Origin of the sequence: Lactobacillus sp. ESL0228, assembly GCF_003692825.1 — a bacterium.
Taxonomy (GTDB): Bacteria; Bacillota; Bacilli; order Lactobacillales; family Lactobacillaceae; genus Lactobacillus.
Map to the genome: position 1 here is coordinate 1 of NZ_REHJ01000007.1, position 26,454 is coordinate 26,454.

General features: G+C 34.8%; 24 protein-coding genes, 27 tRNA genes, 1 rRNA gene and 1 riboswitch. Of the genes, 47 read left to right on the forward strand and 5 right to left on the reverse strand.

What is annotated here, in order from left to right; genetic code table 11:
• Positions 1-8: 8 nt before the first annotated feature.
• From rrf to F5ESL0228_RS08580, 40 genes are all read left to right on the forward strand, one after another.
• Positions 9-125: ribosomal RNA gene (gene rrf / locus F5ESL0228_RS01725) — 5S ribosomal RNA — on the forward strand.
• A gap of 4 nt (positions 126-129) precedes the next feature.
• Positions 130-202, forward strand: a tRNA-Val gene (locus F5ESL0228_RS01730).
• 4 nt (positions 203-206) lie between these two features.
• Positions 207-279 (forward strand) — tRNA-Lys (locus F5ESL0228_RS01735).
• A 12-nt stretch (positions 280-291) separates the two neighbouring features.
• Positions 292-373 (forward strand) — tRNA-Leu (locus F5ESL0228_RS01740).
• A 31-nt stretch (positions 374-404) separates the two neighbouring features.
• A tRNA-Thr gene (locus F5ESL0228_RS01745) sits at positions 405-477 on the forward strand.
• 11 nt (positions 478-488) lie between these two features.
• Positions 489-560 (forward strand) — tRNA-Gly (locus F5ESL0228_RS01750).
• 10 nt (positions 561-570) lie between these two features.
• A tRNA-Leu gene (locus F5ESL0228_RS01755) sits at positions 571-656 on the forward strand.
• Positions 657-665: 9 nt separating this feature from the next.
• Positions 666-739, forward strand: a tRNA-Arg gene (locus F5ESL0228_RS01760).
• Positions 740-745: 6 nt separating this feature from the next.
• Positions 746-819 (forward strand) — tRNA-Pro (locus tag F5ESL0228_RS01765).
• Positions 820-853: 34 nt separating this feature from the next.
• Positions 854-927, forward strand: a tRNA-Met gene (locus tag F5ESL0228_RS01770).
• Between the two features lie 13 nt (positions 928-940).
• Positions 941-1,014, forward strand: a tRNA-Ile gene (locus F5ESL0228_RS01775).
• 40 nt (positions 1,015-1,054) lie between these two features.
• Positions 1,055-1,128, forward strand: a tRNA-Met gene (locus F5ESL0228_RS01780).
• Positions 1,129-1,131: 3 nt separating this feature from the next.
• Positions 1,132-1,205 (forward strand) — tRNA-Asp (locus F5ESL0228_RS01785).
• 6 nt (positions 1,206-1,211) lie between these two features.
• Positions 1,212-1,284, forward strand: a tRNA-Phe gene (locus F5ESL0228_RS01790).
• Between the two features lie 13 nt (positions 1,285-1,297).
• A tRNA-Gly gene (locus F5ESL0228_RS01795) sits at positions 1,298-1,368 on the forward strand.
• A gap of 7 nt (positions 1,369-1,375) precedes the next feature.
• A tRNA-Ile gene (locus F5ESL0228_RS01800) sits at positions 1,376-1,449 on the forward strand.
• An 11-nt stretch (positions 1,450-1,460) separates the two neighbouring features.
• Positions 1,461-1,550 (forward strand) — tRNA-Ser (locus tag F5ESL0228_RS01805).
• A gap of 652 nt (positions 1,551-2,202) precedes the next feature.
• Positions 2,203-2,274, forward strand: a tRNA-Glu gene (locus F5ESL0228_RS01810).
• A 28-nt stretch (positions 2,275-2,302) separates the two neighbouring features.
• Positions 2,303-2,389: transfer RNA gene (locus F5ESL0228_RS01815), tRNA-Ser, on the forward strand.
• A gap of 10 nt (positions 2,390-2,399) precedes the next feature.
• Positions 2,400-2,473: transfer RNA gene (locus F5ESL0228_RS01820), tRNA-Met, on the forward strand.
• A 3-nt stretch (positions 2,474-2,476) separates the two neighbouring features.
• Positions 2,477-2,550 (forward strand) — tRNA-Asp (locus tag F5ESL0228_RS01825).
• Between the two features lie 6 nt (positions 2,551-2,556).
• A tRNA-Phe gene (locus tag F5ESL0228_RS01830) sits at positions 2,557-2,629 on the forward strand.
• 7 nt (positions 2,630-2,636) lie between these two features.
• Positions 2,637-2,718: transfer RNA gene (locus F5ESL0228_RS01835), tRNA-Tyr, on the forward strand.
• A 4-nt stretch (positions 2,719-2,722) separates the two neighbouring features.
• Positions 2,723-2,793, forward strand: a tRNA-Trp gene (locus F5ESL0228_RS01840).
• A 12-nt stretch (positions 2,794-2,805) separates the two neighbouring features.
• Positions 2,806-2,878, forward strand: a tRNA-His gene (locus F5ESL0228_RS01845).
• Positions 2,879-2,885: 7 nt separating this feature from the next.
• Positions 2,886-2,957: transfer RNA gene (locus tag F5ESL0228_RS01850), tRNA-Gln, on the forward strand.
• A 21-nt stretch (positions 2,958-2,978) separates the two neighbouring features.
• A tRNA-Cys gene (locus tag F5ESL0228_RS01855) sits at positions 2,979-3,049 on the forward strand.
• A gap of 43 nt (positions 3,050-3,092) precedes the next feature.
• Positions 3,093-3,177: transfer RNA gene (locus F5ESL0228_RS01860), tRNA-Leu, on the forward strand.
• A 106-nt stretch (positions 3,178-3,283) separates the two neighbouring features.
• Entirely contained in the window at positions 3,284-4,456 is a 1,173-nt protein-coding gene (locus F5ESL0228_RS01865) for a glycosyltransferase family 4 protein (RefSeq protein ID WP_122022676.1), read from the forward strand.
• The gene (locus tag F5ESL0228_RS01870; protein ID WP_122022677.1) at positions 4,449-5,492 is read left to right on the forward strand and encodes a glycosyltransferase family 4 protein; all 1,044 of its coding nucleotides are present in this window, start codon (positions 4,449-4,451) and stop codon (positions 5,490-5,492) included. Before F5ESL0228_RS01865 ends, F5ESL0228_RS01870 begins: the two co-directional genes overlap by 8 nt.
• Entirely contained in the window at positions 5,492-6,508 is a 1,017-nt protein-coding gene (locus F5ESL0228_RS01875) for a lysylphosphatidylglycerol synthase transmembrane domain-containing protein (RefSeq protein ID WP_122022678.1), read from the forward strand. Before F5ESL0228_RS01870 ends, F5ESL0228_RS01875 begins: the two co-directional genes overlap by 1 nt.
• Positions 6,509-6,560: 52 nt before the next feature.
• The gene (locus tag F5ESL0228_RS01880; protein ID WP_122022679.1) at positions 6,561-8,621 is read left to right on the forward strand and encodes an LTA synthase family protein; all 2,061 of its coding nucleotides are present in this window, start codon (positions 6,561-6,563) and stop codon (positions 8,619-8,621) included.
• Positions 8,622-8,690: 69 nt separating this feature from the next.
• The gene (gene secG / locus F5ESL0228_RS01885) at positions 8,691-8,924 is read left to right on the forward strand and encodes a preprotein translocase subunit SecG (protein WP_122017834.1); all 234 of its coding nucleotides are present in this window, start codon (positions 8,691-8,693) and stop codon (positions 8,922-8,924) included.
• Between the two features lie 71 nt (positions 8,925-8,995).
• Entirely contained in the window at positions 8,996-11,311 is a 2,316-nt protein-coding gene (gene rnr / locus F5ESL0228_RS01890; protein ID WP_122022680.1) for a ribonuclease R, read from the forward strand.
• 9 nt (positions 11,312-11,320) lie between these two features.
• The gene (gene smpB / locus F5ESL0228_RS01895; RefSeq protein WP_122017836.1) at positions 11,321-11,779 is read left to right on the forward strand and encodes an SsrA-binding protein SmpB; all 459 of its coding nucleotides are present in this window, start codon (positions 11,321-11,323) and stop codon (positions 11,777-11,779) included.
• A gap of 261 nt (positions 11,780-12,040) precedes the next feature.
• Positions 12,041-12,697 carry a nitroreductase gene (locus tag F5ESL0228_RS01900; protein ID WP_122017837.1) on the forward strand — a complete coding sequence of 219 codons (657 nt, stop codon included), beginning with the start codon at positions 12,041-12,043 and terminating at the stop codon, positions 12,695-12,697.
• 78 nt (positions 12,698-12,775) lie between these two features.
• Complete coding sequence (locus F5ESL0228_RS01905; protein WP_122022681.1) at positions 12,776-14,119, forward strand: hemolysin family protein; 1,344 nt, start codon at positions 12,776-12,778, stop codon at positions 14,117-14,119.
• Between the two features lie 766 nt (positions 14,120-14,885).
• Positions 14,886-15,788: an XRE family transcriptional regulator gene (locus F5ESL0228_RS01910; RefSeq protein ID WP_122022851.1), complete on the forward strand. Its 903-nt coding sequence runs from the start codon at positions 14,886-14,888 to the stop codon at positions 15,786-15,788.
• Positions 15,781-16,506 carry a hypothetical protein gene (locus F5ESL0228_RS01915; RefSeq protein WP_122022682.1) on the forward strand — a complete coding sequence of 242 codons (726 nt, stop codon included), beginning with the start codon at positions 15,781-15,783 and terminating at the stop codon, positions 16,504-16,506. Before F5ESL0228_RS01910 ends, F5ESL0228_RS01915 begins: the two co-directional genes overlap by 8 nt.
• A 348-nt stretch (positions 16,507-16,854) precedes the next feature.
• A complete protein-coding gene (locus F5ESL0228_RS08580) occupies positions 16,855-17,061 on the forward strand; it encodes a helix-turn-helix domain-containing protein (RefSeq protein ID WP_369916838.1) in 207 nt (68 codons plus the stop codon).
• Between the two features lie 50 nt (positions 17,062-17,111).
• Here F5ESL0228_RS08580 and F5ESL0228_RS01925 read toward each other — a convergent pair whose 3' ends face one another.
• The 3 genes from F5ESL0228_RS01925 to hpt form a co-directional block, all read right to left on the reverse strand.
• Complete coding sequence (locus tag F5ESL0228_RS01925; protein WP_158592467.1) at positions 17,112-17,324, reverse strand: DUF2087 domain-containing protein; 213 nt, start codon at positions 17,322-17,324, stop codon at positions 17,112-17,114.
• Positions 17,325-17,445: 121 nt separating this feature from the next.
• On the reverse strand, positions 17,446-17,634 hold the full coding sequence (locus tag F5ESL0228_RS08230) for a hypothetical protein (protein ID WP_147441415.1): 189 nt from the start codon (positions 17,632-17,634) through the stop codon (positions 17,446-17,448).
• Between the two features lie 296 nt (positions 17,635-17,930).
• Complete coding sequence (gene hpt, locus F5ESL0228_RS01930) at positions 17,931-18,500, reverse strand: hypoxanthine phosphoribosyltransferase (RefSeq protein WP_122017841.1); 570 nt, start codon at positions 18,498-18,500, stop codon at positions 17,931-17,933.
• Positions 18,501-18,739: 239 nt separating this feature from the next.
• On the opposite strand from hpt, the gene F5ESL0228_RS01935 reads away from it, so the two are divergent.
• Positions 18,740-19,822, forward strand: coding sequence for a M42 family metallopeptidase (locus tag F5ESL0228_RS01935; protein ID WP_122017842.1), 1,083 nt, complete (start codon positions 18,740-18,742; stop codon positions 19,820-19,822).
• Positions 19,823-19,872: 50 nt separating this feature from the next.
• A riboswitch (TPP riboswitch) is annotated at positions 19,873-19,962 on the forward strand.
• A gap of 43 nt (positions 19,963-20,005) precedes the next feature.
• Positions 20,006-20,584, forward strand: coding sequence for an ECF transporter S component (locus F5ESL0228_RS01940; protein WP_122017843.1), 579 nt, complete (start codon positions 20,006-20,008; stop codon positions 20,582-20,584).
• Positions 20,585-20,629: 45 nt separating this feature from the next.
• Here the strand turns inward: F5ESL0228_RS01940 and udk are convergent, their stop codons facing one another.
• Complete coding sequence (gene udk, locus F5ESL0228_RS01945) at positions 20,630-21,271, reverse strand: uridine kinase (RefSeq protein ID WP_122017844.1); 642 nt, start codon at positions 21,269-21,271, stop codon at positions 20,630-20,632.
• A gap of 708 nt (positions 21,272-21,979) precedes the next feature.
• Between udk and F5ESL0228_RS01955 the strand changes: the two genes are divergently transcribed.
• The 4 genes from F5ESL0228_RS01955 to F5ESL0228_RS01970 all read left to right on the forward strand — a co-directional run bounded on the left by F5ESL0228_RS01955 (position 21,980) and on the right by F5ESL0228_RS01970 (position 23,781).
• Positions 21,980-22,315 (forward strand): PTS sugar transporter subunit IIB, encoded by a 336-nt coding sequence (locus tag F5ESL0228_RS01955; RefSeq protein ID WP_122017846.1) that lies wholly within the window; start codon positions 21,980-21,982, stop codon positions 22,313-22,315.
• A 10-nt stretch (positions 22,316-22,325) separates the two neighbouring features.
• A complete protein-coding gene (locus F5ESL0228_RS01960; protein ID WP_122017847.1) occupies positions 22,326-22,685 on the forward strand; it encodes a PTS lactose/cellobiose transporter subunit IIA in 360 nt (119 codons plus the stop codon).
• Between the two features lie 468 nt (positions 22,686-23,153).
• Complete coding sequence (locus F5ESL0228_RS08395; protein WP_158593347.1) at positions 23,154-23,366, forward strand: hypothetical protein; 213 nt, start codon at positions 23,154-23,156, stop codon at positions 23,364-23,366.
• A 103-nt stretch (positions 23,367-23,469) separates the two neighbouring features.
• Positions 23,470-23,781, forward strand: a complete 312-nt coding sequence (locus F5ESL0228_RS01970; RefSeq protein WP_122017849.1) for a hypothetical protein — start codon at positions 23,470-23,472, stop codon at positions 23,779-23,781.
• Positions 23,782-24,318: 537 nt separating this feature from the next.
• Here F5ESL0228_RS01970 and F5ESL0228_RS01975 read toward each other — a convergent pair.
• Complete coding sequence (locus tag F5ESL0228_RS01975; protein WP_122017850.1) at positions 24,319-25,764, reverse strand: 6-phospho-beta-glucosidase; 1,446 nt, start codon at positions 25,762-25,764, stop codon at positions 24,319-24,321.
• 141 nt (positions 25,765-25,905) lie between these two features.
• Here F5ESL0228_RS01975 and F5ESL0228_RS01980 point away from each other — a divergent pair, with 141 nt between their 5' ends.
• Positions 25,906-26,397: a PTS cellobiose transporter subunit IIA gene (locus F5ESL0228_RS01980; RefSeq protein ID WP_122017851.1), complete on the forward strand. Its 492-nt coding sequence runs from the start codon at positions 25,906-25,908 to the stop codon at positions 26,395-26,397.
• Positions 26,398-26,454: the final 57 nt, after the last annotated feature.

Genomic DNA, 26,454 nt, shown 5'->3' on the forward strand with positions numbered 1-26,454 from the left:
AGAGAAAGTACGGTGGCAAAAGCAAGAAGGAAACACCTGTAACCATGCCGAACACAGCAGTTAAGCTTCTTAACGCCGAGAGTAGTTGGTGGGAGACTGCCTGCGAGGGTAGGAAGCTGCCGTGCTTATGGAGGATTAGCTCAGCTGGGAGAGCATCTGCCTTACAAGCAGGAGGTCACAGGTTCGAGCCCTGTATCCTCCATACCGAGTCGTTAGCTCAGTCGGTAGAGCATCTGACTTTTAATCAGAGGGTCGACGGTTCAAGCCCGTCACGACTCATGACCCCATTTTGCGGGTGTGGCGGAATTGGCAGACGCGCTAGATTTAGGTTCTAGTGTTCTCGGACGTGTGGGTTCAAGTCCCACCACCCGTATTCGCCAATATTTATACCATATTTACATCATGCCGATTTAGCTCAGTTGGTAGAGCATCTGTCTTGTAAACAGGGGGTCGTACGTTCAAATCGTATAATCGGCATACATAGTTACGCGGAAGTAGTTCAGTGGTAGAACATCACCTTGCCATGGTGGGGGTCGCGGGTTCGAATCCCGTCTTCCGCTTTCATTACTTGCCGGGGTGGCGGAATTGGCAGACGCACGGGACTTAAAATCCCGCGGTTGGTTTCAACCGTACCGGTTCGACTCCGGTCCTCGGCATTTAATGATGCGCCCTTAGCGCAACTGGATAGAGTGTCTGACTACGAATCAGAAGGTTGAAGGTTCAAATCCTTCAGGGCGCATATTTACGGGAAGTGGCTCAGTTTGGTAGAGCACCTGGTTTGGGACCAGGGGGTCGCAGGTTCGAATCCTGTCTTCCCGATTTGTAATCTTTATATCTTATGGTTACATTTGTTGGCGGTGTAGCTCAGCTGGCTAGAGCGTCCGGTTCATACCCGGGAGGTCGAGGGTTCGATCCCCCCCGCCGCTATTCGCTAGAGCTTGGACCTTTAGCTCAGTTGGTTAGAGCAGACGGCTCATAACCGTCCTGTCGTAGGTTCGAGTCCTACAAGGTCCATAACCAATGTAGGTTTTGTACATTTATTTAATAATAACATCGCGGGATGGAGCAGTATGGTAGCTCGTCGGGCTCATAACCCGAAGGTCGGTGGTTCAAATCCACCTCCCGCAATATGGTCCATTGGAGCAGTGGTTTATCTCGTCTCCCTGTCACGGAGAAGATCATCAGTTCAAATCTGATATGGACCGTAAGATGGCTCGGTAGCTCAGTCGGTAGAGCAAAGGATTGAAGCTCCTTGTGTCGGCGGTTCGATTCCGTCCCGCGCCATTTTAGTTTAAGTGCGGGTATGGTTTAGTGGTAAAACGAAAGCCTTCCAAGCTTTAGTCGCGAGTCCGATTCTCGTTACCCGCTTTATAGGGGGCCTATAGCTCAGCTGGTTAGAGCGCACGCCTGATAAGCGTGAGGTCGATGGTTCAAGTCCATTTAGGCCCATATATATTTATGGAGACTTACTCAAGTGGCTGAAGAGGCGCCCCTGCTAAGGGTGTAGATCGGGTTATTCCGGTGCGAGAGTTCGAATCCCTCAGTCTCCGTTAAGAACAAAAAAGACTATTAAGCTTATTCTTTAATAGTCTTTTTTTGTTCTTAATTTAATTCTTTGAGAAAGTAAGATAATTGTTTTTTATTCTAAAGTTTATTTCTAAGTTTATCTTTAGCTAACAATCTGTCTTTCATGTTGCCATTATTGCTTTATATCCCAACGACAGGTTGTATTTCAAATGTTTTCATTTTATCACAACAATATTGTAACTTAAGTTGCTTTTTTGTTTGTGCCTTTTTTTACACAATAATAATTTTGGCAAATTGCTAGTTTTGATTCTAAAACCTATTTTAACTTAGGAGATAAGGTATCCAGTTCAATGATCCTGTTGAAGTTAGTTATTAATATTCTGTGGTATAGCTATCGGGATATTAATCATTAGCAGAAAAGTTAAAAAATTGAGGTTTTATATGTTATAAACTTTATAAGAGACGTTATTGCTACATTATTTTTATGTAAAATAAAAAAAGTTAACTTTTTTGTGAAAACCTCTTGCAAGATTCAAATTATTCCTGTATTATAAATAACGTTGTTGATTTAAAAAAGCAGTTAAGCGTTGAAATCAGGAATAAAAAGTAGTTGACAAATTCAGCTAAGTTAGGTATTATAATTAAGCGTCATGTGACGTTAATAATAACGAACATGACCCGTTGGTCAAGTGGTTAAGACATCGCCCTTTCACGGCGGTAACATGGGTTCAAATCCCGTACGGGTCATTACCATTAAGTTGGTACATTTACATTTGGAGGATTACCCAAGTGGCTTAAGGGGACGGTTTTGAAAACCGTTAGACGGTCTTGCCGTGCGTGGGTTCAAATCCCACATCCTCCTTTAATAACATCGCGGGATGGAGCAGTATGGTAGCTCGTCGGGCTCATAACCCGAAGGTCGGTGGTTCAAATCCACCTCCCGCAATATGGTCCATTGGAGCAGTGGTTTATCTCGTCTCCCTGTCACGGAGAAGATCATCAGTTCAAATCTGATATGGACCGTAAGATGGCTCGGTAGCTCAGTCGGTAGAGCAAAGGATTGAAGCTCCTTGTGTCGGCGGTTCGATTCCGTCCCGCGCCATCAGCCTGGAGGAGTAGCGAAGTGGCTAAACGCGGCGGTCTGTAAAACCGCTCTCTCTGAGTTCGGCGGTTCGAATCCACCCTCCTCCATAATAGGGATATCGTATAAAGGTAGTACATCGGTCTCCAAAACCGCTAGTGTGGGTTCAATTCCTACTATCCCTGTTTAACTTCATGGCGGAATTGGTGAAGGGGTTAACACACCGGTTTGTGGATCCGGCATACATGGGTTCGAATCCCATATTCCGCCCTAGCATTGGGATATAGCCAAGTGGTAAGGCACTAGACTTTGACTCTATTATGCGCTGGTTCGAATCCAGCTATCCCAATCTATTAATAAAATATTCAATGGCGGTGTAGCCAAGTGGTAAGGCAGAGGTCTGCAAAACCTTAATCGTCGGTTCAAATCCGATCCCCGCCTTAAGGTTCAGTCATTGAACTATTAGTTAATAATATTAGACGATGGCGGTGTGGCGGAATTGGCAGACGCGCCAGACTCAAAATCTGGTGTCCGTTTAGGACGTATCGGTTCGACCCCGATCACCGCTATTTTTAACAGCTCCCTATGGAGCTGTTTTTGTTTATAAATTTTTCTTTATAAAAATTGCACATGTTATGTGGAATCTTTATAATACCTTTATACGGAGGTATTCAAATGAATATTGGTATTTTTACCGATACATATTTTCCACAGATTAGTGGTGTGGCCACTTCTATCAAGACGCTGAAGGATGCCCTTGAAGAACAAGGCCATAATGTATTTATTTTTACAACAACTGATCCACACGTAGCTAAAGGGACAGTCGAGGCAAATGTTTTTCGTTTTAGTAGCATGCCATTTATTTCGTTTACAGATCGCCGAGTTGCTTATCGAGGCTTTTTTGAGGCAACAAAAGTTGCCCGAGAGGTTAAACTGGATATCGTTCATACACAGACAGAATTTGCATTAGGAATGATTGGCAAATATGTTGCACACCAACTAAAAATCCCAGCAATTCATACATATCACACAATGTATGAAGATTATTTACACTACGTGTTAAATGGTCATTTGTTGCGGCCTTACCATGTTAAGCAGTTTACGAATGTCTTTCTTAAAAGTATGGATGGTGTAATTGCTCCTAGTAAGCGCGTTGAGGAGCTTTTACGACGGTATAAAGTTTCTATTCCACTAAAAATTATTCCTACTGGAGTTGATATTAAAAGCCTTAATACGCCAGTTAACCGCAATGTTCGTCATGAATTGGGAATAGCGGACAATGCCCCCGTTTTATTAACGTTAAGCCGAATTGCTGGAGAAAAAAAGATTGACCGGATTTTAAATGTGATGCCAGAAATCATCGATGAATTTCCTCAGCTGCGTTTGGTGATTGCTGGAGATGGTCCTGATGTGGAAACTTTGAATGAGCAAGTAGAACGATTAACGCTTGAGGATAATGTAATTTTTGCTGGAGATGTTTTACATGAAGATGTAGGTGCCTTTTATAAAATGGCCGATCTATTCATTTCGGCTAGTGATACAGAAACACAAGGTTTAACCTATATAGAAGCTTTGGCTGCTGGAACTAAATGTGTTGTTTATGATACAGATTACACAGAGCACGTGTTTGATGATAAGGATTTTGGACAGGTTTTTACACGTCCTGATCAAATGAGGGATGAGATATTGTCATATCTTAGGGAAGATCCCATAAAAATTCCAGAAAAGAAATTATCTAAAAAACTTGAACAAATTTCCGCCAAACGATTTGGAAGTGAGGTTCACCAATTTTATAAAGACGTAATTAAAAACTACCAAGTAAATCTCAAAGAGGATAGCAATGATTAGAATTAATATGTTTTCACAGGCTGCTTCTGTTAAAGGTCAAGGTGTGGGCTCTGCTTATAACGAACTTATTAGTCTGCTTAGAAAGCGCTTAGTGGATCAGTTTTATGTAACAAATAATAAGTATGGTGAGAGTGATTTGACTCATTATCACACGATTAATCCCACTTATTTCGTTAATAGTTTTTCACCCGCTCGTGGCCGCAAAATTGGTTACGTTCACTTTTTACCAGAAACACTTGAGGGTTCAGTTAAATTACCTTCATGTGCCAAGAATATTTTTTACAATTATGTGATTAATTTCTATAAACGAATGGATCAGATCGTTGTAGTTAATCCAATTTTTATTGATAAATTAGTCAAATATGGAATTAAACGTGAAAATGTTCAGTATATTCCCAATTTTGTTGCAAAAAGTGAATTTTATATTGAAAGCCAAGAAAAAAAGAATGCCTTTCGTCATCAATTAAAAATACCATTAGATAAATTTGTGGTTTTTGGTGATGGTCAAGTTCAGGAACGTAAAGGTGTTGATGACTTTGCGCGAATGGCTCAGGCCAATCCTGAAATGCAGTTTATTTGGGCTGGTGGATTTTCCTTTGGTAAAATTACTGACGGCTATGATCACTTTAAAAAATTGGTTGATCATCCGCCGAAGAACTTAAAGTTTACAGGGATTATTGATCGTGAACAATTGGTGGATTACTTAAATATTGCTGACCTCTTTGTCTTGCCATCATTTGATGAATTATTTCCAATGTCCGTTTTGGAAGCTTTTAGTTGCGGAACACCTGTCTTGCTTCGTGACCTTGAGTTATACAAAGCAATTATCAGCGGATATTATTTAAAGGGTAATGATTTTTCTGAGATGAACGCGCGATTGCGTCAGGTTGCCAATGATAAGACGCTTTTGAATAAATATAGTAATTTATCTAATATGGCTAGTGAGAAATATTCAGAAGATAATTTGGCTCGAATTTGGAGTGATTTTTATCATGAACAGTATGAACTTGGTCGCAAATTGGGACAGATTCGCTGATGAATAAAAAATATCTGTGGGGAATTATTATTGTCTTATCGATCAGTGCTGGGGTTTTATATTTTGATTTACGCAATATTCCAATTAGACAATTACAACATGTTGCTCAAAATATTAATCCAGTTGGTTTACTATTGGTATTTGGCCTGATGCTTGCTTCTTACTTGTTTGAAGCAACTACTTTAGCAGTTTTAGCAAAAAGTCAAAATGAACCACAGCGTTCAAAGTGGGCATTTTTTAGAATTCCAATTATTCAAGCTTTATTTAATGCAATAACCCCAATGTCAACTGGTGGTCAACCGTCGCAATTAGCTGCAATGATCCAAATGGGTATTGAAGGCGGGCGTGCTACCTCTTTATTAGTGATGAAGTTTATTATTTATCAGGTTGTGGTTTTTTTCGCTTATGTAGTGACTATTATTACTGGGTTTCAGATGGTAGCGACTAAATTTGCCGGGCTAGCCCTTTTAATTGCAATTGGTTTTTTAATTCATATTAGTTCTATTGCTTTTTTATTGGCAACACTTTTTGCGTATACGTGGACCAAAAAGGTTACCAATGTGTTAATGACTTTTTTGGCAAAATTTGTTGATGCTAAACGCGTCGCAAGTTGGCAAAAAAATGTTATGGCCAAAATTGATTCTTTTTATCAAGAAAGTCAAAAATTAAAAAAAGAAAAAAAGAAATTACTTTTGTGTTGTGGGTTGACGATATTACAGCTACTTTGCTTTTATTCAATTCCTTTCATGATTTTGGTAGCACTTAATATTTCAGCAGATTGGATCAATGTGACCCAAATGAATATTATGATTACTATGTTAATGGCAGTTGTCCCAATTCCAGGAGCATCGGGAGGAGCAGAATATAGCTTTCAAAAGCTTTTTGCAAGTTTTGTTAGTTCTAAAGAATCGCTAATTGTGGGAATGTTTCTTTGGCGATTTGTTACGTATTTTTTTGGAATGATTCTCGGGATTTGGGGATGGATATTTAAACCCAAAAGGGTCGTAGATCAATAAAATGATTAATTTTACTTGATGTAGTATCTTAGCAAGATGGGGAGATAAAAGGATGGCACGGACTAAGTCTTTTATACAATGGTTAACCAAAAACAAATTAGGCTTTTTTACCATTGTTTTAATATCATTTTGGATAAAATCTTACGTAATATACTTAACCAAATTTAATTTGGGTGCAGTCGGGTCAATGCAAAATTTCCTTTTATTACTTAATCCTCTTCCAACGGGAATACTTCTATTAGGAATAGGGCTGTTCTTTAAGGGACGTAAGTCATATTGGATTATTCTTATAATTGATTTTTTGTTAAGTTTATGGCTATTTGCAAATATTTTGTATTATCGCGAATTTTCTAATTTTTTATCATTTTCAATTATTAAAACTTCTGGTTCAACAGCTGATAATTTAGGTAAGAGCATAGTGGGAATTACACATGCGACTGATTTTCTATCTTTTTTGGATGTTGTGGCAATTTTTGCTCTTTTATGTAGTAAGATTATCCACTACGATTTACGACCATTAAAAGTCAAGTTTAATTTGTTAGTCGAAAGTTTAGCTATAGTATTAATTGGAATTAACTTGTTGATGGCACAAAAAGATCGCTCAGGATTACTAACGAGAACTTTTGATAATAGCTATATTGTTAAGTACCTCGGTATTAACGAATATGCGGTATATGATGGTTTTAAAACAGCTCAAACTAGTGAACAAATGGCAAAGGCAAACGTTTCAGATTTGCGTTCAGTAAAAAAATACTTAAAAATAAACTACATTAAGCCAAATGCAGAATACACTGGAGTTGCAAAAGGTAAAAATGTTCTAGTTATTCACCTTGAAAGTTTTCAACAGTTTTTGATTGGCTATAAGTGGAAAGGTAAAGAAGTAACCCCTAATCTGAATAGATTATACCACTCCAAAAGTACGCTAAGTTTTGCAAATTTTTATAATCAAGTAGGGCAAGGTAAGACATCTGATGCTGAAATGATGTTGGAAAACTCGCTGTATGGTTTACAATCCGGCTCGGCTATGTCAAGTTATGGTACTTCTAATACGTTTGAAAGTGCTCCAGCGATTCTTCAACAAAAATCAGGTTATACAACAGCAGTAATGCATGGTGGTGCCGGTTCGTTTTGGAATCGTAATAATGCTTACAAGCAGTTTGGTTATCAATATTTTATGCCACTTTCATATTATGAAAATAAACCTAAATATTATATTGGTTACGGTTTAAAGGACAAAATTTTCTTTTCTCAATCAATTAAATATATAGAACATTTACCACAACCCTTTTATCTTAAGTTGATTACTGTGACAAACCACTACCCATATGATTTAGATAAAAAGAATCAAACAATTACACGTACTGATACAGGTGATGAAACAGTTGATGGATATGTGCAAACCGCACATTATTTGGATCAAGCAATTGGCGAACTTCTCAGTTGGTTAAAGAAAACGGGGCTTGATAAAAACACACTTCTAGTATTGTATGGTGATCATTATGGTATTTCGGGTAATCATCATAAGGCTAGTGCAGAATTACTAGGTCAAGATGAATTTAACAATTTTGATAATTTAAAGTTTCAACGTGTACCTTTGATGTTTCATATGAAGGGTTTGAAAGGAGGGATTAGTAAAACTTATGGTGGAGAAATAGATGTTTTACCAACGCTGCTCAATTTATTAGGAATTAGTAATTACTCCACAATTCAATTTGGTCATGATTTACTTAGTTCTGAAGCCCCGCAAATAGTAGCTCAACGAAATGGTGATTTTATTACTCCGCAATATGCTAAAGTTGGCAGTGCCTATTTTTACACAAAAACAGGTGATGAAATTGTTAACCCTGATTCCAAATTAAAGAAAAAGCTAATTGCGCTTTCAAACAAAGTAACGACACAATTGTCTTTGTCAGATCGTGTAATTACTGGAAACTTGTTGCGTTTTTATAAACCCAAGTGGTTTAAACGGGTTAAATCGCATGATTATGATTATAATGAAGAAGTGGCGCTAAAAAATTTATATTCTAAAGATAAGACATCGCTGTGGTATCGTCACCATAAAAAAACGACACAAAAGATGTTTAAAACTAATGCGCCAGAGTTAGAAAAATAAAACTCGAAATAATATATATTTTGTGTTAAAATTTATCAGTAATCGTATCTGTATATTGGAGGCAGCGTATTGTATAACTTATTTATGACGCTACTAATTATTGTTTCAATCTTAATTGTTATTGTGACAATGATGCAGCCGCAAAAGCAGCAAGATGCATTGAACGCCTTATCTGGCGGTGCAGTTTTTAGTGGCCAAACGAAAAAACGTGGTTTTGAGGCATTTATGGAAAAGGTGACGGCCGTTTTACTGGTTCTCTTTTTCGCTTTTGCTATTGTATTAGCTTATTTGTCTTCAAAGTAAGTTTCAGTTCCTCCCGATCAAGTGATGGGAGGACTTTTTTTATCTATTTATAAGAAATGGAGATTTAGTGCATGGCACAAAATGAGAAAATTTTAGCTAATGTTTTAGAAATCTTTCGCCATAATCCTAAAAAACAATATCAAGTAGAACAAATTGAACGTCTTCTGCGACGTGATCGTTTAGGGGGATTTTCTGACATTGTTAAGGCTCTATCTTTTTTGGAACAGGAAAAGAAAATTATTACTGATGGTCATGGACACTATCAATTAGCTCAAGAAAATATCATTGTAGAAGGAACTTTTAAGGCTAATAGTAAGGGATTTGGCTTTGTTAAACTTGATGATGAGGATACAGATGATATTTTTATTTCAAGAGATTACACTAACTACGCAATTGATGGCGACCAAGTTAGAGTTAAAATTACAGCTGGGGGCAATCCTTGGAATGGCAAAGGTCCTGAAGGACAGGTTGAGGCAATTATCGAACATGGGCTTAAGACCTTAGTTGGTGAATTTTATGCTTTAACAGATGCTCAAGTTAAAGTTAGCCACTTCATTGGTTATGTTTCAAGTACGAATAAAAAATTAACTAATTATCGTGTGTACGTGGGTGAGAATGGTTTACATCCCCAACCAAAGGATATTGTTAAAGTAACAGTCAGCGATTATCCAAATGCAGATAATCCTGATGCAATGGTGGGAGCAGTCATTGGAATTGTTGGTAATAAAAATATGCCCGGTGTTGACATTATGGCAATTGTTGCTGATCATGATGTTAAAACTGAATGGGATGAGGAAGCCCAATTACAAGCTAATGAAATTCCAGATCACGTTACTGAAAGTGAAATGGTTAACCGTGAAGATATTAGAAATCAACCAACAGTGACAATTGATGGGGATGATTCTAAAGATTTTGATGATGCGGTCGTTTTGTGGAAATTGCCTAACGGTAATTATCATCTTGGAGTACACATTGCTGATGTAGCACACTATGTTCGGGAAAATACACCACTTGACAAAGAAGCCTTTACACGGGGTAATAGTACTTATCTTGTTGACCGGGTAATTCCAATGTTACCGTTTCGACTATCTAATGGAATTTGTTCTTTAAACGAAGGTGTAGATCGGTTAGTTTTATCGTGTGAAATGGAAATCACACCAAAAGGTGACCGAGTAAATTATCAAATTCATCCGTCAGTTATGCGCTCACATGGCAGGATGACTTATAAGAATGTTAACAAGGTTTTGGACCCAGAAAACCACGAGGTACTGGAGAAAAAATATCAAGACCTTGCACCAATGTTGCAAGAAATGGCAGAATTACATAATGTGCTTTATCAAAAGAGACATCAACGTGGGGCAATCGATTTTGAGGAGCCAGAAGCTAAAATAGTTGTTGATAAGAATGGTAAACCCTTAGATATTGTTCTTCATGATCGGGGAACAGCTGAGAAAATGATTGAATCATTTATGTTGATGGCCAATGAAACGGTTGCTGAAGATTTTTATAAAAAACATGTGCCATTTCTCTATCGTGTTCATGAAACGCCTGATGGTGAAAGAATTAAGAGCTTTTTTGAATTTTGTAGTGCATTTGGGCTGAATATTACAGCTGATCCTAATCATGTTAAACCAATTGACTTACAAAAAGTGGTTACTAAAACAATAGGTACACCAGAAGAAGCAGTTGTTCAAATGATGATGTTACGTAGTCTGAAACAAGCACATTATTCTGAAGAGCCACTTGGTCATTTTGGATTAGCAGCACAGTTTTATACACACTTTACTTCGCCAATTAGGCGTTATTCTGATTTAATGGTTCATCGAATGATACATTTTTACAGTGAACAAGGATTGAGTAAGGATGTTCAAGACCATTTTGCTAATTACTTGCCTGACGTCGCTGATCAAACTTCAACACAAGAACGGGTGTCAATTGATACTGAGCGTGAAGTTAATGATTTAAAAATGACTGAATATATGGCTGATCAGGTTGGTCAACATTTCGAGGCAGTGGTTTCTTCAGTGACAAGCTTTGGAATGTTTATACAGTTACCTAACACAGTTGAAGGTCTGATACATATTTCAAATTTAAACGATGATTTTTATAGTTTTAATGAAAAGAATATGACTTTGACGGGGCGGGGAACTCATAAGCAATATCACGTGGGGATGCCAATAAAAGTTACATTAATCAATGCCAATGTTGATCAACATCAGCTAGATTTTGAAATTTATGACCCTAATTCGTCCCAAAAGATACATTCAAAAAATGATCATGGGGGTAATAAACGTAAATTTAACAATGATCGTGGTCGGCGTAATAGCAATCGAAGCAATTTTCATCAAAATACTAATCATCCTCATTTTAGTAAATATAAGCATTAGGTTAGAAAATTGAAAAACGAAAAAAATGACAATTTAATTACTCAAAATAAAAAAGCACATCATGATTATTTCATTAAAGAAACGTTTGAAGCAGGGATAGCCTTAACTGGAACTGAAATTAAATCAGTACGAGCACGGCGGATCAACTTACGTGATGGTTATGTTCAAATTATTAGAGGTTCTGCCTTTTTAGAAAATGTACATATTAGTGAATATGAACAGGGGAATCGTTATAATCATGAACCGGTTCGGAGTAGACGGTTACTTTTACATAAAAAAGAGCTTACTCGTTTGGCAAAACAGCAGGCCGAACGTGGAATTGCAATCATTCCACTTAAAGTTTATTTGAAGCATGGTTTTGCTAAAGTATTAATTGGTGTGGGTCAAGGAAAGAAAAAATATGATAAGCGTGAGACTATCAAAAAGCGCGATCAAGAACGAGATTTACGAAGACAGTATAAGATTTAAAAAAATGTTTGATTATATCTATAGTCAAACTTTTTTAATATATCAAATTTTGATCACATAATATTATTTCTGTTAAAATGGAGGCAAACAAATTAATTGTGAAAAACTTAGCTAAGTGTATTGATTACATTTTTAATTTTGCGTATTATTAAAATAGATATATTTAGTATAATAGATTGATGCACTATCACTTAGAATTAACTTTTTTGGGTAGCACGGTAGAAATCTAAAATCTGCTAACGTGTAAGGAATTGAGGCAAAATGAAATTTAATGACGTTTATAATCATGAACGAGTAACGCGAAAGTTTACTAATCGTAAAGTTAATGAAAAAATGATTGCTCAAATAATTGAGCGGGCACAACAATCACCATCACTGCTTAACTCTCAACCTTGGAAGGCATATACATTGACTGGTAATGCCCTCAGTGGCTTAAAGAAAGAAGTAAAAAAACAGCTTGATTTAAAAGTTGAACCACATGAAGATTTTGCGCGAATGCTATCACTTAATTGGGATCCATATCCTAGTCAAAATATGGCAGCTTTAGGAGCATCACAACCATACTTTTTTAATAATAAAATGGATTTATTTACTAATGCTAATAATACTATGTTTAATGCTCAGGATGTTGTATTTGTTACTATTCCTAAGGCGTCTCCTGTCTGGTCGGTTTATGATTTGGGAATTTTCTCGCAGAGTATAATGTTGTTGGCAATTAATGAAGGATTATCTGTTATGCCAGCACATTCAATGGTATCGTATCCAGAATTAGTTCGTAAGTATGGTCATATTTCCGAAGATGAGTTAATTGGAATGGCTATTGGATTAGGATATAAAGATAATACTGCTGAAGTAAATGATGATAAATATATTCCTGCTCGATTGCCATTTGAGGAAATTTATAAATTGGTTAAGTAGTTTGAGGATTTTTTATAAAAACAGGGGTATTGATGTTAAGATATATGGTAGAAGTTTTATTAAAAGGTGATATAAATTTTGAACAATACCCGTATAGTTATTAATTTGATAGCTACTTTAGTCATTTTTGCTTTTGCAGCGTTTTTTGTGGCAGCTGAGTTTGCTTTGGTTCAAACCAGATCAAGTCAGCTTGAGGATATGCTAGCAAATAACGAGGGCAACCGTCGTAAAATTAAGCGTGCATTGCACATGACCCATAATTTGAATGAATATTTATCAACAACACAGGTCGGTACAACTTTAGTGGGAGTTGTTTTAGGGTGGTTTTCTGCAGATACATTTGCGACACTTTTTGAAAGACTATTAAATTTGACGCAGGTAAATTATTCGATTTTACGGTCTATCAGTGCAATCTTAGGTCTAATTTTGCTAACCTATTTAGAAGTTGTTATCACTGAGATAGTACCTAAAAATATTGCTATTGATATGCCGGTTAAGATTTTACTTGAAATTACCTCACCACTACAATTTTTTCATACTTTGGTTTATCCATTTGTTTGGCTTCTTAATATAAGCTCTAATGGTTTATTAAAAATATTAGGTTTTGAACCTGCTGATGAAGAAAATCAAATTTATTCACAATCTGAAATTATTAAATTATCACGCAAGGCTGTTCATGGTGGATCACTGGATAAAAATGATCTTACTTATATGACAAGAGCATTTGAATTTAACGATAAAATAGCTAAAGATATTATGACAGATCGTACAAGAATCTTAGCGATCAATTCGACTGAATCAATTAAACATGCTTTAAACATGTATTTAAATGATGGCTTTAGTAGATTACCGGTTGTTCGTGAAAACAATAAAGACGATGTTGTGGGTTATATTTATGCTTTTGATGTCATTCAGCAGAGTCAAGTTGATGCTCAAGTCCCAGTGACTAGAATTATACGAACCATGATCACTGTTCCAGAATCGATGCCTATTCAGGATATTTTGCATTTGATGATTAAAAAGCATACCCCAATTGTTCTAGTCGTTGATGAGTACGGGGGGACAAGTGGAATTGTAACAGATAAAGATATCTATGAAGAACTGTTTGGAACGGTTAAGGATGAAATTGATGACGTTTCTGACGATTATATTATTAAGGATAAAGATGGCAACATTCATATTTCTGGTAAAACAACTCTATACGATTTTGCACGTTACTTTAGAAGTGATTTAAAGAGATTCCAAGATAGTGATATTATTACTCTTGGTGGTTATATGATGGAGCATTATCCCGATTTAAAAGAAAATGAAACTGTTGAATTTGATAATTTTGAGTTTAAGTTAGAGAAACGTGAACAGGGATTTATGAATTGGTTTATCGTTAAACAATTAAAGCTTAACCAAACAGATCAGTTTACTTAAAATAAAAAGTAGATTGATATAAGTCTACAAGGCAATAATAAACGTGGCAAATGTCAACGCTAATTCTAGCGCATGATAAACGCACAGTTATGTACACCTTTCTAAAGATTTCGTGCCATAAGCACCCTCTTCTTTCAAGTAAAACAGCTGATTGCCCTCAAAACAATTTGCTATCAATTCAACTTTAATTATAGCAAAAGCATTGAGTTTACCGAAACTTTGCATACAACATAGAGTATTATATGAAATATTTATTGCAGCTAAAACCCACTTTTTAAATTTTGTTGAATAGAATATACTGCATAATAAAATGTTTATTTATCAAATTTAATTAAAAGCCAAAATATAAACTTGCTTAATTTGGTATTTTATCTTTTCCTGCAACTAAATGATTGAATCAGTCAGTACAAGATGTTGAAGGTATCGGTCGGTTCGTTAATTGAAGGTAATTAGCCGATGCAATTAAGTGTATTCAAAAATAAATATTTTAGCCCATGGTTTAATACAGGTTATAAAAAATTATCAAGGTGTTGAATGAACTTGAATCTTATTTAATAGATATTTGATTTGGGCAAATTTTTAAAATATATTCTGAAGATTGAAAGAACGCTGGATATTAATCTGAGCGTTTTTTTGTGTAATGGATTTTTTCGAGACTTGTAGCAGCTTTGGCAACTGTAGGTTGTCAGTTACGCATCACAAATTTGCTTGGCAAAAAGGAGGGTTAGGAGATAATTAGGCTAACAAATTTGAAAGGATGATTGTGATGGAAAATATTTTTGTTGAGCAATTAAATAAATTGAGACGCAAACAAAGATTATCCCAAAATGATTTGGCGCAAAAATTGTACGTTTCGCGGCAATCCGTTTCTAAGTGGGAGTTAGGAGAAACTGAACCGGATATTACTAAGCTGATTAACTTAGCCGAGATATTTGGTGTATCACTGGATTATTTATTGGCAGGTGTATCAACTAAACGGGATCTTTTGTTGAAAGTTACTGATTTGCATAAGTCATTTGCCTATCCGGTATTAAGGAAGGTTAACTTAACGATTGCAACGAGAGACCGTATTGCATTGTTGGGCAGTAATGGTGCGGGCAAATCAACCTTAATTAAAATAATTACTCAATTGTTGCAGCCAGATAGTGGTAAGGTTGAATTGTTTTATGATCCCAAGACCGATTTAAGCATTATGCCTCAGAAAAATGTTTTGATTGACACGCTAAGGGTATCCGAACAGCTGCAATTAGAAGCCGCAATCGATCAGGTTTATGATGAGTGGAAAATTGATGCACTACTCGAAAAATTTAATCTTAAGCAGCAGGCTAAACTTGCTATTAAAAAGCTATCTGGTGGTCAAAAACGCAGATTACTTCTTTTGTTAACTTTGATTAAGCCGAGTAAGTTTTTTATATTCGATGAGCCGACAGCTGGAATGGATTTAAAAACAATCGATTTTTTTTGGCAGCAGCTGGATCATATTAACAGCACGGTTTTAACGACAACTCATGATTTTAACCAGATTGATAAGTATTTTTCTCGAGTTGTGTTGCTCAAAGATGGGCAAATTGCTCAGAATGTCAATGTTGATGAAATTCACCAGCATCATCAGACAATTGAACAGTGGTACCGGCATTTTAACGATGGCAAGGAGACTAATAATGATTAAATGGCTACAATTAAAAAACATTTTGCACAATCCTCGCTTCATAGTGTTTACAATTATTATTCCGATTTGCTGGTATATATTGATGCTGAATGCAATTCCTTCTTACACTGGTATCAATTATGCAATTTTCTTAATTGCCTGTTTGTGGGGGATTGTCGGCAACTCAGTTGTAACTTTTGGCAAAAGAATCAATACGGGCAAGCAGTATTATGCATTAAAAGATAAAACATCATTTTATTCCCTGGGACATTATTTGTTTGATCAGGTATTGCTGCAATTAATTCTGAATCTAATTATCATTATGGCGAATATTATTATCGGTGTTGGCTGCTCTAAGATAAAATTTGATGATAAATTGATTATTTGTATGCTGCTATTAAGTAGCGCTGGTATTTATAGTAGTGTGATCGGCTTTACATTAGGAATGCTCTTGCAAGAAGACACGCTTGATGAGTTAACTTTTTTCTTAATGCTAATTATGATGATGGTGATTAGTCCTTTTGAATTATTTAAACAAGATACTTTCACTAAATGGCTTACTAACTTGCAAAAAATGTTTCCCTTTCACTATATCTTTTGTGCAGTCAATGATTTGTTAACTAGACAATCCTTTGTTAAGGATTTAGCCTTGCTATGTTTAACATTTGTTGTCACACTAATTCCGTGGTTAATAATTATTTGGTGGAAAGATAAAAGGGGTACAATAAGTGCTTTTTAATAAATCACATGATTATGTTAAGTACTCTTGTTATCAACAATTTATATTGTAAATATTAACAAACTTGTCGCCTATAGGCTACGTGAGGTTGTTAATTTTATCTGTGACTATGATGACTTAAACTTGAAAGCTAAAAATCACTGCGAATGAGAGTGGTTTCTAGCTTTTTTGTACAAAAATAAAGACGAGGGTGCAACACTTAATATTTTAAATTTCTCCTCTTTGTGTGGTACTGAAGATCCTAATTTGCGGCAACTAATAAATAATCTTATTCTTGAGTATATAAATATCAGGCAGAAAGTGATCATGAACGAATTAAGGAGCGCCAACGTCAAGGTATCGAAATAGATAGCTAAAGCAGAAGGTCGCTATCATGAGCGTAAGCCTAAATATTCTAAAGATAGTCCACAATTGCAACACGTTTTTAGACTTTATAAGAGTGATATGACCGACACCAGGGTAGCAAAATTAACTGGTATCAATCGCGCAACCTTCATACGATATAGAAAAAAATTGAAATCGTTTATTAATCTTTCTATTATCACAAGGCGATAGAAAAAGCAGGCTTTTGGTGTTCATTTCAAAAGTACTACTTTTCAAATAATTTATTTACTTCTCCAATATAATCTACCGTCATCCGTTCTATTCAAAAAGTTATATTCTATTAAATCACGTCTTCTTGTAACATAATTATCTATAAGTCCCATTAAAATGAGATTTACATCCTGTTCAGAGTATTTCTTTTCAGGCTCAAATTTAGTCGCTAAATAAGATAAGACAAGTAATCGATTTTTTTCTTTTCCCGGCCAAATTTTCACTCTACCTCTAGAATCCACGTACTTATCTAATGTAATGTTATGCTCCATTAACTCTTACTGCCTTTCTATTTAACAAATAGCTTATTCCAAATAAAACTATCCCTAAAGTTGCTAAAAAAATTTAAGCACTACCAATTCCAAAATTATCTGATATATAACCATTAATTGACAAAACAATTACAGAAACACCCGCATCAAGTGCATTACTGACTGAAATTATTGTTGCCCTATTAGATTCCATTGTAATACTTTGTTGTAGTATTGTCTCTTGAAGAATTTGTTCAATACTACCGAATATAGTATTGAGCAAAAAGAAAAATTTTGATAAGTTTAAATCTTTAATTAAACAATAAAAATAACTTAGAAATCAAGGACTTGGACCTTAAACTAATATGCTATTCATGACACAATATAGCTGTAAAGAAAAAGAAATCTTGCAAAACAAGACTTCCCTTCTAAATATCAAGCCTCCGCTTTAAATGCGGCTGACAATTATAGTTTTACGAAAGAATCTACCATAACTAGCCAAAATAAAATTAACCCTCTAGATTGGACCAAAATCCATCTAGAGGGTTAACTTAACAGTCTTCTTTTTATTTGATTATTTTATTTATTGGTAACGCGTCCAATGATTTCAGGCTTAAGTACACCAATGTAGCGAAGATTGCGGTAGGCATTCATAAAATCTAGTCCATAACCAACAACAAATTCATTGCCTACTTTTGAACCATAATATTCAATATCAACATCGGTTCGTCTGTTAGTTTCTTTATTAAGTAGTACGCAGCATTTGACACTTTTGGCGCCTCGTTCTTTGAGCAAATTCTTCATATACTTTAAAGTAAGACCAGTATCAACAATATCTTCGACGATAAGTACATCGCGACCATTGACATCAGTCGTAAGATCTGAAATCAACTTAACTTTTCCAGAAGATTCAAACCCATTGCCATAACTGGAAACATCAAGAAAGTCAATTTCTTCTTTAACATCCATTTCTCGTACCAGGTCGGTTAAAAAGAATATTGCGCCTTTAAGTGCACCTACAATAAGAGGATTTTTTCCCGCATAATCTTCAGTTAGCTGTTTGCCTAGTTTAACGCACATTTTATGAATGTCGTTTTCGGTAAACAACTGATGGTCAATAATACTGTTAATATTGTCGTTTTTCGGCATTGATTTACCCTTTACCTTAAAATTTTTGAATTACTAATAGTATCGATTATATCATTTTATGGTTAAAAAAGCAGACTGTTTTAAACTTTTTTTGTCAATAGTTGTCTAAATTACGGACAAAATTATTATATTAAATAAAAATAGTAGGATTAACTGGATATTAACTCAAATTTATAGAGTTATTCCTAAAGTTTTTGTTACAATGAAGAAAGATATTAAATTAAAGAGAAGGCATTTAAATGAAAAAAGAAAAAGAAATAAAAATGCTTAAAGCCTTTGCGGATGCAAATGCGACGTCAGGCTTTGAAGAAGAATTTGTTAAATTGTTCACGCAAACTGTCAAAGATTTTGCTGATATCAAAGTTGATGGTATGCTTAATGTATACGCTGCTAAGAAAGAAAATCAAGCTGGACGGCCAGTAATTCAGTTAGATGCTCATTCGGATGCTGTTGGTTTCATTACTCAGGCAGTCAGACCAAATGGAATGATTAAATTTGTTCCCCTAGGTGGATGGGTAAAATATAATATACCAGCATTGCGAGTAAAAATTAGAAATAAAGATGGCGAATATATTCCCGGCGTTGTTGCAACAAAGCCACCACATTTTATGACTGAAGCAGAAAGGAATAATGTTCCAGATGTTGCTGATATGTCAATTGATGTTGGTTCATGTTCGCGTGAAGAGACCATCAATGATTTTAAAATTGATACGGGTTGTCCAATTTTTGTTGATGTAAAATGTGAGTATAACGAAAAAACGGGATTATTCTTTGGTAAAGATTTTGATGATCGTTTTGGTGCAGCAGCAATGGCAGATGTTCTTGAAATTTTAAAAGAAGAAGAAACTAACTTTAATGTAGTCGCAGCTCTTTCTAGTCAAGAAGAAGTTGGACTTCGTGGTGCTTATGTGACTGCGCGAGCAGTCAAACCTGATTTAGCAATTGTGCTTGAATCTTGCCCAGCCGATGATACTTTTACCCCTGAATGGTTGTCACAAACCGGTCTTAATCGTGGACCGATGTTAAGGGATATGGATACTACATTTTTACCGAATCCTAAATTCCAACAGTATGCTTGTGATTTAGCTGATAAGAATCACTTACCATATACACGTTCTGTTCGGACTGGTGGGGGACAAGATGGTGCAGCCATTTACTATGAAAATGGTGCGCCTACAATTGTTATTGGAATTCCAGTTCGATATGAGCATTCACCATATTGTTTTAGTTCATATCATGATTTTAAAGCTTCAGTAGATTTAGCTGTTGCAATTATTCGCGATATGACTAAAGAAAAACTGAATAGTTTTACTAAATTCTAGAATTAATTTGGTGAAATAATATTCTTTATGTTATACTTTAATAAATTATAGTAAGTCACTAGGGGTGCCACATAGCTGAGAAATACCCTCTGAACCTGAACGGGATAATACCTGCGCTAGGGAAGTGTTAAAGAAAAAATTTAACGTGTACTCCTATTGACTCAAGTTATAGGAGTATTTTTTATGTTTACAAGATCATCGAAATGGAATGTTAAGTCAATCATTTTAATCGCACTCATTGGAATAATTATGGGTGTGGTTTATACTTATGGTTTTAACTGGGCATACAATTTAATTAAGTTAATATTAATTCCAACTGGCTTTGCGCCTGTGACGGATACTGTTTTTACTGGATTATGGTTAATAGCTGCACCGTTAGCAATTTATTTTGTTCCAGCACCTGGTTCAGGAACAATTGGTGAATTATTGTCTGCAATTGTAGAAATGGCTATTGGCGGACAATGGGGTGCAATGACACTAATTTCCGGAATACTGCAAGGTGCAACGAATGAAATAGGCTTTTTCCCTAAAAAAAGTCGTTATCAAAGATTCTCATGGACAAGTGTACTGACAGGGGCAGTGTTTGCGGGTTTGGCTTGCTTTATATCTTCTTATATAATATATGGCTGGAATAAGTTCAGTTTTCAGCTTCAACTGGTTATGTTTATTACCAATTTAATTTCATCAATTGTTTTTGATGGTGTTTTAGTTAAGCTAATTACCAATTTGTTTGACCGTGCGTTAAAGCCAAAAGTCGATTAAATGTTTAATTACAAATAAAAACGAGAGAAAATTTGCTCTCGTTTTTTATTTGATATCCTTACTTAAAATTGAATGAACTTTAGTTGTTAACATGTCAATGGCTACATCATTGTCTCCGCCTTCTGGAATAATGATATCCGCATAACGCTTTGTAGGCTCAATGAACTGATGATACATCGGCTTAACTGTTCCTAAATACTGCTCAATAACAGATTCAATTGATCTACCACGTTCTTGAAGATCACGTTGCAATCGGCGGATGAAACGAATATCATCATCAGTGTCAACGTAAACTTTAATATCCATTAAATTACGTATTTCTTCGTTAGATAGAACCAAAATCCCTTCCAAAATAATAATATCAACCGGATCAGTATGAATGGTTTCCTTGCTTCTGGTATGTTCTTTAAAATCATATACAGGCATTTCAATAGCTTCATAATTAAGTAAGCTGCGTAATTGTTTCGATAATAGCGGGATATCAAAAGCATTAGGATGATCATAATTAATATTGAGTCTAGCACTCATTGGAATCCCTGTATTATCTTTATAATATGAATCTTGTGTCATAATTAAAACATGTTCATTTTCTTGCATCTGTTCGACAATTTTATGAGCAATGGTAGTTTTTCCACTACCTGAACCGCCGGTAATACCGATTACGACAGGTTTTTTAAGTTGAGACATTGAGACACTCCTTTTTATCAAATAACATTTTACTTTACTTTATCAAGAATTGCCAATAAGTACGTTAATACAAATTTTTTGTTTGAAATCGATTTATATATCATAATATGGGAAATAGATAATTTTAAAAACAAAGAGGAATAGTTACTAACTATAATTTAATGCCAGTTAAATATTTTATTGATGTGGTATGAACACATTGTTTTATTACAGCTTCTAAAAGAAATTATGTTTCTGAAACTGTGGTAAGTTCTATAATTTAAAAAATGTGGTATTATATACAATAATAAATGAAAAGACGCATTTAAGATTACGTCTGATTTTTAATATTGAGAGAAGGTAATATTTATGAATAACTTTTTTAATAGTCTTATTTTTAGTAGAATGGTAGGAATTATATTTATTTGTTTATCAGTATATGAGCTTGTTAATGCTGTACGGTACACGAATGGTATTTTACACAAGGGGACGGACAATGGATTCTCTTTAGCAGCAATAGGTTATTCTTTCTTTTTCGGTATTATTTTATTAGGGATAGGAATTACAGGTCTCGTTCATCCATTTTAAATTTTTATATCTAGCTGGGCGTAATTCGGAGCTGAGAAATAATTGCACTAATCATCAAAAAAATGGAAAGCGCTATCCAAAAAAGTGATATAAGTGATATAATAGAATAAACTTATGATACATTTAGGAGGAAATATTATTATGGCAGAACAAACAATTATGCTAAATTGCAGTGCTGGTATGAGTACGTCTTTATTGGTAACTAAGATGCAACAAGCTGCTGAGGAGCAAGGACTTGATGTTAAAATTTTTGCTTGTCCAGCTTCAGAAGCTTCACAGCATCTTGATCAAGAAGAAATTGATTGTGTCTTGCTGGGACCGCAAGTCAGTTATATGAAAGATGATTTTGCTAATAAAGTTAAGGGCAAAGGTAAGGACGGAAAAGATATTCCTCTTGGTGTTATCAATATGCAAGCCTATGGCATGATGGATGGCAAGAAGGTTTTGCAACAAGCTCAAGATTTAATTAACGGCTAATTGGGGGATTATGATGGCAGAACAAAAGACAGCTGAACAAAAAGAACAGGAAACTTTGCAAGCAGCTATGGGGCTGATTGCAAATGGTGGCAATGCGAAGAGTCTGGCTTTTGAAGCTATTAGATTAGCCAAAAAGGGCGACATTGATGGCGCACGTGCTAAATTAAAGGAAGCAGATGATTCATTAACTGAAGCTCATAATTCTCAAACTGCGATGTTAACGCAAGAAGCGCAAGGCAATCATACGCAGGTTACTTTGTTAGTTGTTCATTCACAGGATCATTTGATGAACGCAATTACTTTTAGAGACTTGGCTGGTGAAATGGTCGACTTATATGAAAAATTGTATAAAGCGGATGTATTAAAATAAAAACGTTGAATAAAAGTTAAAAAGCGAAGTTTTTACGACTTCGTTTTTTTTGTGTGTCAAATTAAAGCTCTTTGTCAAATGATGTAAATATTTATAAATATTTTAATTTCCTGTACTTGGCAGTTGGTTACTTCAGTATTTTTGAATTATTAATTACTAAAACACATTGCTTTTTTAGCAATCAATGTAATTATACTCTGTTTTAACGCTTCACATACTACCTACTAAACTAATTGTAAAAAATGATTTTTTATTATATACTAAATTCCAAAACTTGCTTTCATTATAAATAAAAGAGATATGCTCTAACTGGTGGTGATCCTGATAAATAATAGTCATAAATTAACTTATATTGTGATTACAATAATTATATTATTAGGAATATATATTTTTTGTTCTGAAACTTATATCTCTTATGAATTAGATTATCAAATTAATGCAATGATTAAAAATCACGATATTAAAGAAATGAAAAAAGTATCAGATAATAAAAAAATATATTTATTTTTAGTACATCTTAATAAAAATGATTCTTGCAAAAATACTTCTGATTACCAAGGTGGAGATAAAAATATTTATTTGTATGGTACAGAAATCAAAGGAAAAGCAATAGGGGTTGATATGAAAAAAGAAAATAACTTCTATTGGAAAGTAGATAAACTTTATTTTACTGAAAGGTAAGTCATGAAAACATATGCAAATGCCAAAAATATAATTAAAACAATATTTGGGGAATATTTAAGGTTAGATCTTGGCAATATAAAGATTGGAGCTAACAATAATAATGACAAAAAACAAGCCTACAATGAGAGAACAGCTGTTAACAGATCATGCCTATAAAGTTGTACGGATTATTTCACTATGCGAACTCTTGCTAGTTTTAATCTTACCGCTTTTCAAGCTTATGGATTTAAGCGTTGGTGTTTTAGGCTTTCATTGGCTAACTTTAGGGGACTTATTTACGACATTTTTTCAACGCCAACATATTCTTTTTATTATAAGTATGCTTTTAGGTGAGTTATTAGCTCTAATTATTTGTGTTATTTTGTTTTTTTATATTATTTGGGCTTCAGGCAACATGGTTTTTGGCAAATAATATATACAAAGGTGTAAGCGCCCTATTTTCAGTTTTAATTTCACAATTAGACCAATAAATCAAATACAAACAATAAAACTTGGTCATTGTGATTGTGCCAAACGTGAGTCGAATGACCATGGGCGATTAGATTACATTTATTGCAATGCTGTTAACAGTTTCGGCAACCTAATTAGTAACTGCGAGGTTAAGGTTTTTAATGTTGAGCAAAAGTTCAATACAATTAAAGAGAGGATAGAAGCAAACTCCTAAATAGATTTGAAGAGTAGAGTCAATGAATTTTATTGTTGAGGGCTTAGGACCTCTTTTTTGCCTAGAGAAACCTATTATATAGAATAATCATAGAAACTAGATTAAGATATCTATCAATAGGATGAGCCAAAATTAATAGGTTTATGTAGTTTTAAACCATTAACTGTATTATTTAAATAACTCATCATTAAATAAAAAAACAGGAGATAATTTTCAAATAAAGAAAATTATCTCCTGTTGCATTCGCAAAAAATTGTGAGTCTTCTTTGGTTGAATTGCTGGTAATTAATCTAAATCTAAGCCATTAGTAGTAATAACTTTTTTGTACCAAGCAAAGGAATCTTTACGTGAACGACTCAGGTCTCCTTCACCTGCATCATTCTTATCTACGTAGATAAAGCCATAACGTTTATCCATTTGACCAGTACCTGCAGAAACAAGATCAATAGGTCCCCAAGGAAGATAACCCATTAAGTCAACCCCATCAATTTCTACGGCTTTTTCCATTTCAGAAATATGTTTTCTCAAATAATCAACGCGGTAATCATCATGAATAGAGCCATCTGCTTCAACTTTATCGTATGCACCAAGACCATTTTCAACGATGAATAATGGCTTATGATAACGATCTGTTAAATGATTTAAGGCAATTCTTAAACCTTCTGGATCAATTTCCCAACCCCAATCGCTACGTTCTAAAGTTGGATTTTTAGCAATGGCTTTAGATAAATCGTTTAATTTATCTGGTTCAACGTTTTTCGCGGAAACAGTAGTTGTTTGGTAGTAGCTAAAACCAACGTAGTCAACAGTTCCTTCTTTTAAGACAATTCGATCTTCATCGGTAATGTCTGTCCGATAACCATTTTTGTTAATATAAGTTTCAACTTCTTTAGGATATTCACCAAAAACGTGGACATCTGAGAACCAATCGCGGCGTTGTTCAAATTTATCTGCCAAGAGAACATCATCTGAAGATGGCGTTAATGGCCGAACAGGTGAATAATTAATCATACAGCCAATTTCGAACTTAGGATTGATCTTGTGACCAACCTTAACTGCTAACGCAGAAGCTACTAATTCATAGTGAGCAGCTTGGTACATGGCTGCCTCTTTTTCTTTCTCACTGAGATTATTAAGAATAATTCCTGAATTTGTAACCATTAAAAAGTCTTCATTATACGCAGACTGATTATCAATCTCATTAAATGTCATCCAGTATTTGACACTATCTTTGTATCGATTGAAACAAACGGTGGCAAAACGAATGAAGAAGTCAATCAACTTTCGATTGGTAAAACCATTATACTTTTTGACTAAATTGAATGGAATTTCAAAGTGTGAAAGAGTCACTACAGGTTCAATTCCATAATGATGGCAAGTTGCGAACAAATCGTCATAAAATTTCAGACCTGCTTCATTAGGCTCTTCGTCATCACCATTAGGAAAAATTCTGGTCCAAGCGATTGAAGTTCTAAAAGCCTTAAAACCCATCTCTGCCATTAATTTGATATCTTCTTTATAGTGATGATAGAAGTCTATGGCACTATGATTTGGGTAATTCTTTCCCTCAATGACGCCATCGGTAATTTCACGTGGCTTAGTTGCTGACCCAACAGTCATTACATCGGCAATTGACATTCCTTTGCCGTCAACATTCCAAGCACCTTCTAATTGATGAGCAGCAACGGCACCGCCCCATAAAAATCCCTCTGGCATTTTTGCTGAATACATAAGTATCTCCTTTTTATAACTATTATAGATAGCGCTAACAAATATATTTTATACCAATTATGATATATCCATCAAGTTAAAATGAAAATGATTAAAAAAATAGCGTTATAATGTTATTAGTGACAAAGCGAGGTATATTCTATGGCAGAACAAAAAGATTACGAACGCAAAAAGCAAGAAGATAATATTAAGTATTTGTACTTTAGCCGTTATTTGATGATTCGGTATAGTGTTGTTGTTTTTCTATTCACTAATTTAATCTGGCTCTTGATTTTAATACAATATCAAAAATGGTTAGGTATTCTTTTCGCGGGCATAGACACTATTTTATCTGGTATGGCTGCAATTGAGCAGTTAACTAAAATGCACAATCGTAAAGCAGATGTGCCACTGACTCGGCATTATTTAATGATTCAAATTATTTTTAACTGCTTACTGGCAATTATTATCTTTTTGCCAATAAATGATAATTTTTTCCCATTTATCACTACAAGTGATATCCGCTATTTAATTTTAGGATTGCTTTTTGGTGGAATACTTTTGGCTTATGTTTGTGAGCGACGAATTCATAACATTCGAATCGGAAAAGATAGATATATCAAAACAATTGATACATTTAAAAAAGTTAAATAATTGCTTGTATTTTTTAAGAAAGCGATTACAATAGTTATATGTAGTATATTAAGGATA

Excerpts from the sequence above, each read along its gene's own strand:
- F5ESL0228_RS01910 (WP_122022851.1), top strand. The coding sequence starts at position 14,886 with ATGGAAAATATTTTTGTTGAGCAATTAAATAAATTGAGACGCAAACAA.
- F5ESL0228_RS01975 (WP_122017850.1), bottom strand. The coding sequence starts at position 25,764 with ATGTATTCAGCAAAAATGCCAGAGGGATTTTTATGGGGCGGTGCCGTT.
- F5ESL0228_RS01955 (WP_122017846.1), top strand. The coding sequence starts at position 21,980 with ATGGCAGAACAAACAATTATGCTAAATTGCAGTGCTGGTATGAGTACG.
- F5ESL0228_RS08395 (WP_158593347.1), top strand. The coding sequence starts at position 23,154 with ATGAAAAAAGTATCAGATAATAAAAAAATATATTTATTTTTAGTACAT.
- F5ESL0228_RS01970 (WP_122017849.1), top strand. The coding sequence starts at position 23,470 with ATGACAAAAAACAAGCCTACAATGAGAGAACAGCTGTTAACAGATCAT.
- udk (WP_122017844.1), bottom strand. The coding sequence starts at position 21,271 with ATGTCTCAACTTAAAAAACCTGTCGTAATCGGTATTACCGGCGGTTCA.
- F5ESL0228_RS01940 (WP_122017843.1), top strand. The coding sequence starts at position 20,006 with ATGTTTACAAGATCATCGAAATGGAATGTTAAGTCAATCATTTTAATC.
- F5ESL0228_RS01915 (WP_122022682.1), top strand. The coding sequence starts at position 15,781 with ATGATTAAATGGCTACAATTAAAAAACATTTTGCACAATCCTCGCTTC.
- F5ESL0228_RS01865 (WP_122022676.1), top strand. The coding sequence starts at position 3,284 with ATGAATATTGGTATTTTTACCGATACATATTTTCCACAGATTAGTGGT.
- F5ESL0228_RS01880 (WP_122022679.1), top strand. The coding sequence starts at position 6,561 with ATGGCACGGACTAAGTCTTTTATACAATGGTTAACCAAAAACAAATTA.
- F5ESL0228_RS01870 (WP_122022677.1), top strand. The coding sequence starts at position 4,449 with ATGATTAGAATTAATATGTTTTCACAGGCTGCTTCTGTTAAAGGTCAA.
- F5ESL0228_RS01980 (WP_122017851.1), top strand. The coding sequence starts at position 25,906 with ATGGCAGAACAAAAAGATTACGAACGCAAAAAGCAAGAAGATAATATT.
- rnr (WP_122022680.1), top strand. The coding sequence starts at position 8,996 with ATGGCACAAAATGAGAAAATTTTAGCTAATGTTTTAGAAATCTTTCGC.
- F5ESL0228_RS01900 (WP_122017837.1), top strand. The coding sequence starts at position 12,041 with ATGAAATTTAATGACGTTTATAATCATGAACGAGTAACGCGAAAGTTT.
- hpt (WP_122017841.1), bottom strand. The coding sequence starts at position 18,500 with ATGCCGAAAAACGACAATATTAACAGTATTATTGACCATCAGTTGTTT.
- F5ESL0228_RS01875 (WP_122022678.1), top strand. The coding sequence starts at position 5,492 with ATGAATAAAAAATATCTGTGGGGAATTATTATTGTCTTATCGATCAGT.
- F5ESL0228_RS01935 (WP_122017842.1), top strand. The coding sequence starts at position 18,740 with ATGAAAAAAGAAAAAGAAATAAAAATGCTTAAAGCCTTTGCGGATGCA.
- F5ESL0228_RS01960 (WP_122017847.1), top strand. The coding sequence starts at position 22,326 with ATGATGGCAGAACAAAAGACAGCTGAACAAAAAGAACAGGAAACTTTG.